This window comes from Salipiger sp. (assembly GCF_059781815.1).
Genome location: NZ_JBYNAH010000227.1, coordinates 1 through 8,428 on the forward strand (window position 1 = coordinate 1; position 8,428 = coordinate 8,428).

General features: G+C 66.7%; 8 protein-coding genes and 1 pseudogene. 3 read left to right on the top strand and 6 right to left on the bottom strand.

The window, feature by feature from the left end:
* The 3 genes and pseudogenes from AC6RA4_RS20680 to AC6RA4_RS20690 all read left to right on the top strand — a co-directional run.
* A pseudogene (locus AC6RA4_RS20680) lies at positions 1 to 298 on the top strand (C4-dicarboxylate ABC transporter); the annotation flags it as partial.
* 148 nt (positions 299 to 446) lie between these two features.
* Complete coding sequence (locus AC6RA4_RS20685) at positions 447 to 1,136, top strand: TRAP transporter small permease (protein WP_500163553.1); 690 nt, start codon at positions 447 to 449, stop codon at positions 1,134 to 1,136.
* Positions 1,137 to 1,140: 4 nt separating this feature from the next.
* Entirely contained in the window at positions 1,141 to 2,517 is a 1,377-nt protein-coding gene (locus AC6RA4_RS20690) for a TRAP transporter large permease (RefSeq protein ID WP_500163554.1), read from the top strand.
* A gap of 169 nt (positions 2,518 to 2,686) precedes the next feature.
* On the opposite strand, the gene tpiA is transcribed toward AC6RA4_RS20690, so the two are convergent.
* From tpiA to AC6RA4_RS20720, 6 genes are all read right to left on the bottom strand, one after another.
* Complete coding sequence (gene tpiA, locus AC6RA4_RS20695; RefSeq protein ID WP_500163556.1) at positions 2,687 to 3,433, bottom strand: triose-phosphate isomerase; 747 nt, start codon at positions 3,431 to 3,433, stop codon at positions 2,687 to 2,689.
* 133 nt (positions 3,434 to 3,566) lie between these two features.
* Positions 3,567 to 3,947, bottom strand: coding sequence for a HesB/IscA family protein (locus AC6RA4_RS20700; RefSeq protein WP_500163557.1), 381 nt, complete (start codon positions 3,945 to 3,947; stop codon positions 3,567 to 3,569).
* 88 nt (positions 3,948 to 4,035) lie between these two features.
* A complete protein-coding gene (locus AC6RA4_RS20705; RefSeq protein WP_500163558.1) occupies positions 4,036 to 4,599 on the bottom strand; it encodes a sugar O-acetyltransferase in 564 nt (187 codons plus the stop codon).
* Positions 4,600 to 4,677: 78 nt separating this feature from the next.
* Positions 4,678 to 6,348 carry a mechanosensitive ion channel family protein gene (locus tag AC6RA4_RS20710; RefSeq protein WP_500163560.1) on the bottom strand — a complete coding sequence of 557 codons (1,671 nt, stop codon included), beginning with the start codon at positions 6,346 to 6,348 and terminating at the stop codon, positions 4,678 to 4,680.
* A gap of 86 nt (positions 6,349 to 6,434) precedes the next feature.
* Complete coding sequence (locus AC6RA4_RS20715) at positions 6,435 to 6,791, bottom strand: SUF system Fe-S cluster assembly protein (protein WP_500163562.1); 357 nt, start codon at positions 6,789 to 6,791, stop codon at positions 6,435 to 6,437.
* 110 nt (positions 6,792 to 6,901) lie between these two features.
* The gene (locus AC6RA4_RS20720) at positions 6,902 to 7,837 is read right to left on the bottom strand and encodes a LytTR family DNA-binding domain-containing protein (RefSeq protein ID WP_500163563.1); all 936 of its coding nucleotides are present in this window, start codon (positions 7,835 to 7,837) and stop codon (positions 6,902 to 6,904) included.
* Positions 7,838 to 8,428: the final 591 nt, after the last annotated feature.

Below are 8,428 nucleotides of genomic sequence, written 5' to 3' on the forward strand. Positions count from 1 at the left end.
CGACTACATGGTCGTGACCTCCGCCGACTGGTGGGACAGCCTCGACGAGGACGTCCGCACCCAGCTCGAGACCATCGTCAACGAAGTGACCGCAGCGCGCAACGCGGCGATCGCCGAGGTCGACGCCGAGAACCGCCAGGCGGTGCTCGATGCCGGCGGCGAGATCCGCGAGCTCACCCCCGAGCAGCGCGAAGCCTGGGTCAACGCGATGAAGCCGGTCTGGGATCAGTTCACCGACGATGTCGGCCAGGAGAACATCGACGCCGCACAGGCGTTCAACTCCGAAGTCCAGGGCTGATCGCCCGACAAGACACCCGACCGGCCGCCCCGCGCGGTGGCCGGCCGGGGTTCAGGGGACGCAACGCCGTCCCCTTTTTCTTACCATCCTGAAATACGGACAATAATTGGCACCGGGGCCGGGGCCCGGACGCGGAATGGGGGACGGCATGTCCAGTCAGTACCATGGCCACAGCGCACTTGGCCGCATCGTCAACGAGATCGAGGAAACCGCCATCGCGGTGATCCTCGGGCTCATGACCATCATCACCTTCGTGAACGTCGTGCTGCGCTACGGCTTCAACACCGGCATCATCTGGGGCCTCGAGGCGGTGACCATCCTCTTCGCCTGGCTGGTGCTGTTCGGGATCAGCTACGCGGTGAAGGTCACCGCGCATCTCGGCGTCGATGCCGTGATCAACCTGCTTTCGCCCACTGCCCGCCGGGTGCTGGCGCTGATCGCGGCGGCGATCTGCATCCTCTACGGTGCGCTGCTGCTCAAGGGCGCCTGGGACTACTGGGCGAACTTCGCCAACCTGCCGCAGACCACCGGGCGCTGGTTCCCCACCGGCTTCGAGGAGATGAAACGCACCTCCTACCGCTCGTGGTACGAGGTCATCGACATCCCGATGCCCGACTGGCTGCGCTTCATCGAGCCGTGGATCAACTTCGGCGATGCCTACGAGAAGCTGCCCCGCTTCATCCCCTACGCGATCCTGCCCTTCGGCGCGGCGCTGCTGTTCTTCCGCTTCATCCAGGCCGGATGGCGCATCTGGACCGGCGCGCAAGAGAGCCTGATCGTCAGCCACGAGGCCGAAGACGCGGTCGATGACGTGGCCCACATGAACCGCGAGGACTGATCTGATGGACGTTCTTCTTCTCTTCGTTTCCGTCATCGGCCTGATGCTGATCGGCGTGCCGATCGCCGTCTCGCTCGGCCTGTCGTCGATCGTCTTCCTGCTGGTGCTCTCCGACACCTCGCTGGCTTCGGTGGCGCAGAGCTTCTTCCAGGCCATGGCCGGGCACTACACGCTGCTGGCGATCCCGTTCTTCATCCTCGCCTCGAGCTTCATGTCGACGGGCGGCGTGGCGCGGCGGATCATCCGCTTCTCCATCGCGCTGGTGGGCCACATGCATGGCGGCCTCGCCATCGCCGGCGTCTTCGCCTGCATGCTCTTCGCCGCGCTCTCGGGCAGCTCGCCCGCGACCGTGGTGGCCATCGGCTCCATCGTCATCGCCGGCATGCGCCAGGTGGGCTACACCAAGGACTTCGCCGCGGGCGTGATCGCCAACGCGGGTACGCTGGGCATCCTGATCCCGCCGTCGATCGTGATGGTGGTCTATGCCTCCGCGACCGATGTCTCGGTGGGCCGGATGTTCCTTGCGGGCGTGATCCCGGGCCTGATGGCCGGCACCATGCTGATGATCACCATCTATGCCATCGCGCGGGTCAAGAACCTGCCCAAGGGCGAGTGGCTGGGCTGGGGCGAGGTGCTGTCCTCGGGCCGTGACGCGCTCTGGGGCCTGTTCCTGATCGTCATCATCCTGGGCGGCATCTACGGCGGCATCTTCACGCCGACCGAAGCAGCGGCGGTGGCCGCGGTCTACGCCTTCTTCATCGCCAACTTCGTCTACCGCGACATGGGTCCGCTGGCGGGCAAGAACGGCGAGCGCAACATCTCGCTGATCCGCAAGCCCATCGCGCTGGTGACGGCGTTCTTCCACCGCGACACCCGCGACACGCTGTTCGACGCCGGCAAGCTGACCATCACGCTGATGTTCATCATCGCCAACGCGCTGATCCTGAAGCACGTGCTGACCGACGAGCAGATCCCGCAGCAGATCGCGGCGGCGATGCTCGACGCCGGCCTCGGCCCGGTGATGTTCCTGGTGATCGTCAACGTGATCCTGCTGATCGGCGGCCAGTTCATGGAGCCCTCGGGCCTCTTGGTGATCGTCGCGCCGCTGGTCTTCCCGATCGCCATCGAACTCGGCATCGACCCGATCCACCTTGGCATCATCATGGTGGTGAACATGGAGATCGGCATGATCACCCCGCCGGTCGGCCTGAACCTCTTCGTGACCTCGGGCGTCGCCGGCATGCCGATGATGAGCGTGGTGCGCGCCGCACTTCCCTTCCTCGCGGTGCTCTTCGTGTTCCTGATCATGGTGACCTATATCCCGATCCTGTCGACCTGGTTGCCGACCACGTTCATGGGGCCGGAGATCATCACCAGGTGATCAGGGATCCAGATCGCTGAAACGAGAAACGGCGCCCTTGTTCGGGGCGCCGTTTTGCGTGGAGAGGGCGGGATCGCCTCCGGCGGGAGTATTTGCCGACATGAAGAAGCAGAAGGCAGCGCGCCGCACCCCTCCTTCTCTACGTTTCTAAATACTCAAAATCCGGCGCTCAGGCCGGCGCGGCGTTGAGGGCCTCGATGATCGGCACGAAATCCGCGGCCTTCAGGGAAGCGCCGCCCACCAGCGCGCCATCGACATTCGAGACCGCGAAGATCTCTTCGGCGTTCGACGCCTTCACCGAGCCGCCATAGAGCAGGCGCACCGAGCGGCCGACGCCCTCGCCGAAGCGCTTCTCGAGCTTGGCGCGCATGAAATCGTGCACCTCGCCGATCTGGTCGGTGGTGGGAACCTTGCCGGTGCCGATGGCCCAGATCGGCTCATAGGCGATGACGAGGTTGTGGCCGGTGGCGCCGTCGGGCACCGACTTGGCGAGTTGGCCGCCGATGATCTCGAGCGTGTTCGACGCCTCGCGCTCCTCGAGGCTCTCGCCCACGCAGAGCACCACCATCAGCCCCGCCGCCCAGGCGGCCTCGCACTTGGCGCGGACGTCCTCGTCGTGCTCGTCATGGTCGGTGCGGCGCTCGGAATGGCCGAGGATCACGTAGGTCGCGCCAGCATCCTTGAGCATCTCGGCCGCGACATCGCCGGTATGGGCGCCAGAGCCCTTGGAGTGGCAATCCTGTCCGCCGATGGCGATGCCCTCTGCGGCACCAGCCGCCGCGGCAACCAGCGTCGCCGGCGGGCAGATCAGCACCTCGGCGGCGCCCTTGGCGGCCTCGGCCATGCCCTCGAGTTCCGAAAGCGAGGCTTTCAGACCGTTCATCTTCCAATTGCCGGCGGCGAGTTTCGTGCGCATGGTCTCTCCCTTGTTCGGTTCGCGCCCATCATCGGGGGCGGGGCGGCGGCGTCAAGGGCGCCGCCCGGAGAGAAATGACGCAGGGGCCTGATTTTGCAAGGGTACGGCCAGACCCGGGGCACGCGCTCGGGCGTCAGTTGGCCTGACGCTCGGCCTCGAGCTCGTCGAGATCCTTGAACTTGATCGATTCGCCGCAGCCGCAGGCGTCGGCGACGTTGGGGTTGTTGAACTGGAAGCCCGACTCGAGCAGCGAGACCTTGTAGTCGATCTCGGTGCCGAAGAGGAACATCTGCGCCATCGGCGCGATCATCACTCGGGCGCCATCCTGCTCCACGACCTCGTCATTGCCGTCGGCGGTGTCGACGAACTCCATGGTGTATTCCATGCCGGCGCAGCCGCCTTTCTTGACGCCGATGCGCAGACCGGCGCGGCCATCGCGCTCCATCAGCTTGCGCACCTGCGTCACCGCGGCGGGGGTCATGGTGACAGCCTGTTTGCCTGGAATGCCGAACATTTCGCGTCTCCTTATTCGTCTGCCAAGGTAATATGCCGACCCTGCGGTCACAAGGGGCAGCGCAAACAGGGCACTTGTGCGCGCGCGCTCAGCCCGCGGTGGAGGCAGTGTGCAGCGGTCTTGCCGGGTTTCCCGCCACCGTGACGCCCGCGGCGACATCGCGGGTCACCACCGCTCCGGCGCCGATCACCGCGTCGTCGCCGATGCTGATGCCGGGCAGGATCAATGCGCCACCGCCGATCCAGACATTGGCGCCGATGCTGATGGGCCTGCCGAATTCGAGGCCCGCGTCTCGGGTGGCGCCATCGCGCGGATGATCGGCGGTGAGGAGCTGCACGTAGGGGCCGATCTGGGTCTTGGCGCCGATTCGGATCGGGCAGACATCGAGGCAGATGCAGCCGTAGTTGAAGAACACGCCCTCGCCGAGATGGATGTTGTAGCCGTAATCCACGTAGAACGGCGCCCTGAGCGCCACCGCCTCGGGGCAGGTGCCAAGCAGCTGCCGCAGCAGCGTCGGGCGTGTGTCATCGCCGTAGATCGTGGTGTTGTAGCGAGACATCAGCCGCTGCGCGCGCTGGCGGTCCTCGCAGAGCTCGGGGTCGCCCGGGTCATAGAGCGCGCCCGCCATCATCTTCTGCTTCTCGCTGGTCATGCCATCCTCCGCCGCTGCTGCCGCGCCGAGCCTGTCAAAGCGCGGGGCAGGGCGCAATGGCCCGACCGGGCGGACCGGTCAGGCGGCCTCCGCCGGGGTCACCTCGGGGAAGATCGCCTGCGCCTCGTCGTCGAGCTTGCGCGCCTCCTTCAGCAGCGCTTCGCGCAGCTCGCATCCCATGGTCCAGGCAAGGTTGGGATCCGGCGTCGGCACGAGGAACAGCACCTCCTGCCCGAACACGTCGTGGCCCTTGACGTAGACGCCGCGGTCCTCGCGCCGGTCGTCGGGGATCTCCATGCCGTCGAGAATCTCTTCGTATTTCTTGCGCAGCGCCTCGATATCGGCCTTGTGCGACAGGCGCAGCACCACCTGCTCGATCAGGAAATGCTCCTGCATGGTCCAGTTCTCGAACGGCTCCGCGACAAAATCCACCACCGGTACCACGAGGCGCGAGCCGGTCCAGATCCGCAGCTGCACGAAGGTGAAGTGGATGCGCTCCACGGTGCAGAAGCGGCCCTTGTAGATCACCTTGTCGCCGATCCGGGCGGACTGGTTCAGGGCGATCTGCAGCGAGGCCATGATGTTGGTGAGCACGTTGCGGCCGGCATAGGCGAGGATGATCGTCGCGGTGCCGGCGCCGGCCAGCAACGACACGCCGAGCGAGCGCATGACGCTGGCCTCGTTGATGGTGATGCCCGCGCCCACCAGCACCACGATGACGATCACCGCGCGGCGCGCCGCCGAGATCCGGGTGGCGATGTTGCGGCGCTGCTCCATGCCGTCGCCCATGGCGGCGAGTTCCTCGTCGTCGAAATTCACCAGCCGCGACAGGATCACGTCGGCGATGTTGACGATCAGCCACAGCGTGGCGACGACGTAGCCGAGGATGATCAGCGGCGACAGGATCGTGTCGATCCGGCCCGAGAACACGAATACCTTGCTGGTGAGCAGCGACATGGACAGCGTGACCACGGCGAGCGTCAGCGGCCCGCGGGTCGCCACCAGCATCGAGGTCGGCGCGTCGCGATGGGTGCGGCCAAGCCCCTTCGACATCGCCTTGTTGAACAGGTAGCCCACCAACGCCGTGATCAGCAGCACCAGAGGGAACGCGCCGACCTCGTACCAGCGCAGGCCCCAGAACGCCTTGGCCCGCAGCGGCTCGGGCAGCATCAGCTCGAATTCGGTCGGGCCATAGGCCTCGGCCAAGGCCGGCAGCGCCATCACCGTCTGGCGCGAGACCAGCCAGACCGGCTCGCCGACCGCCGGCTTGATGCGGTTGATGCGGATCGGCACCGGGCGGTCGCCAAGCTTGACGTACCACAGGAGAAGCGAGCGGCGCGGCTCGCCGGCCATCGGTGCATCGGTGGCGCGTGCATCGACCCCGTCGGGCCGGTCGCGCAGGTCGTACCAGTCGATGATGATGCGGCGCTCGAGCAGGGTGGCGAACTGCTCCGCGCGCTGCGGGCCGATCTCGGCCTGCTCGTCGGGCGGAATGGCCGAGAGATCGAGCATATGCGCCGCCTCGCCCCATTCCTCGGCATCGGCGCGGAACAGAAAGCTCTCGAGGCTCGAGCGCGGCGTGGTGCGGTCGATGTTGTCGGGAGGCGTGCCAAGTCCCGGGTTCACCTCGGTGACACGGTACCACGCGTCAAGACCGCTCTGGTCCTGGGCCTTCGCCTCGGGGGCAAGCAGGAGCAGAAGGGTCAGCGCGCACAGGGCGGGGCGGAGGGCACGGGCAAGCTGCAGCATCGCGGTTCAACGGCGGATGCAGCAGGTTCGTTCCCGGCTGGGGTAGAATAAAACCGCCGGCCCCTGATCGGGAGCCGGCGCAAGCCTCACATGAAGCCGAGCTCGAGGCGGGCCTCGTCGCTCATCATGTCCATGCCCCAGGGCGGATCGAACACCATCTCGACATCGACCTCTTTCACGCCGGGCACGGCGCCCACGGCGTCCTGCACCCAGCCCGGCATCTCGCCGGCGACGGGGCAGCCCGGCGCGGTCAGGGTCATGATGACCTTCACGGCGTTCTCGGGAGCGATCTCGATCGTGTAGATCAGGCCGAGATCGTAGATGTTGACGGGGATCTCCGGGTCATAGACCGACCGGCACGCCTCGACACATGCCTCGTGCAGCGGGTGCTCGGTAGAGGAGGGCGCGATCAGCGGGGCGCCTTCGAGCGGTGCGTCGTCCATGGCCTGTCCTTTGTCTGCTTTCCTGAGAGATTATATAGGAAACCCGTCGGGGAGGGTAAAGGCCGCAAGCGCGCGCGCGGTGCCGGCCCGGCGCCGCGCCCGGATTTCGCTCAGATCATGTAGGTCGCGATCCAGTCCCGGACGCTCTCGAGTCGACCGCGCGCGACGGGAATCACGCTTTCGTCCGTCAGCCGCAGCACCGGCTTGCCGTCGTCGCGGCCAAGTTCGCGCACCGAGTGGCGCGACACCCACCACGAGCGGTGCGGCTGCACGCCGTCCTCGGCGTTGGTCTGGGCCACGATATCCGACAGCCGGGCGCGCTGGCTCAGCGTGCCGTGGCGCAGGCGCACATGCACGTGGTGCTCGCGCGCTTCGATGAAGGCGACCTCGTCGAGCGGCACCGGGCGCGCGCCGATATGGATCTTGCGGTCCTGCGCGGCGGGCGCGTCGCTCTCGGCAAAAGCGCTCGATGCAGTCTCCACCTCGCGCGCCGCGGCGGCCATGGCTGCCATCGGTGGCATCGGTGGCATCGGTGGCATCGGGGCGCGGTCGGGCAGCTCGGTGTCGGCCATCACGCGGGGCAGGACGAATCGCAGGAAGATGGTTTCGAACATGATGATGGTCACCGCGACATAGCCCACCCGCTGCAGCAGCAGCGGGCGCAGCGAGTCGCCGACGGCCCAGGCCAGCACGGTTTCCATCGCGCTCACGGTCGGCGCATATGCGAGGATGCTGATCAGCGGCCAATAGACCGCCGGCGCGGTGCGCCCGCTGAGGTGGCGCAGCGCCGCAAGGCCGAGGATCAGCGCCGCATGAACGCTCAGATAGAGGAAGAACGCCCCCAGCCAGGCAAGGCCGTAGATCGGGAGCGGCACCGAGGAGAACAGGTGACTCGGATCCGAGACCAGCAGAATCACCAGCACGAATCCGAAATAGACCCAGGTCAGGCGATGGTTGAACAGCGCCAGGAACTCCTCGGCGCTGAGATCGAGCCGCTCCAGCGTCGGGGTGCGGATATTCAGATTGGTCCGGAGGAAATCGTGCACTTCAAAATACTCGGCTCTAACGCGCGTGGCTCAGGGATGCATGGGATTCGCTTCGAAATCAAGGCGCTCGCCGGCGACCCCTTGTCCCGGTCCCGCTGACGCGCATCACGACGCCTGCGGCGCGTTCGCGCGGCGCGGACCGGCTCGCGGCGGCGCGCCAAAGGCGGCCTCGAAACCCTGCCAAGGGCGCTTCCCGCGGGGCGCTTGAGCCACCATACGGGCGGCTCTCAGCCCACCTTCGGCCGGCGGCGCCTGCCCGCGGGGGCGACGGGCTGCACGTGAGGCCCTCCCGGGCGGCAAACCCAGGCTGACGCGGCGAAAAGCGCGCGCGACCAGGGCCTTCCGATTTTGTGGTCGGCTCGCTCAAGGGGCTGAAACCTCAAGAAAATATGGGGCTGCGGCGGCGTCTCTGGAGCCCGGCCCAACCCGGTTTTCGGCTTTTTTCAGAAAATGCACATTGCCCGCGTCGAAACCGCTTGACGGGGCTCAGACCTCCGCCTAGAAGGGCCTCCACGTTCGGGGAGGCACTCCTCGGAGGGCAGTGAGCGGTTGTAGCTCAGTTGGTTAGAGTACCGGCCTGTCACGCCGGGG

Excerpts from the sequence above, each read along its gene's own strand:
- AC6RA4_RS20685 (WP_500163553.1), top strand. The coding sequence starts at position 447 with ATGTCCAGTCAGTACCATGGCCACAGCGCACTTGGCCGCATCGTCAAC.
- AC6RA4_RS20690 (WP_500163554.1), top strand. The coding sequence starts at position 1,141 with ATGGACGTTCTTCTTCTCTTCGTTTCCGTCATCGGCCTGATGCTGATC.
- tpiA (WP_500163556.1), bottom strand. The coding sequence starts at position 3,433 with ATGCGCACGAAACTCGCCGCCGGCAATTGGAAGATGAACGGTCTGAAA.
- AC6RA4_RS20700 (WP_500163557.1), bottom strand. The coding sequence starts at position 3,947 with ATGTTCGGCATTCCAGGCAAACAGGCTGTCACCATGACCCCCGCCGCG.
- AC6RA4_RS20705 (WP_500163558.1), bottom strand. The coding sequence starts at position 4,599 with ATGACCAGCGAGAAGCAGAAGATGATGGCGGGCGCGCTCTATGACCCG.
- AC6RA4_RS20710 (WP_500163560.1), bottom strand. The coding sequence starts at position 6,348 with ATGCTGCAGCTTGCCCGTGCCCTCCGCCCCGCCCTGTGCGCGCTGACC.
- AC6RA4_RS20715 (WP_500163562.1), bottom strand. The coding sequence starts at position 6,791 with ATGGACGACGCACCGCTCGAAGGCGCCCCGCTGATCGCGCCCTCCTCT.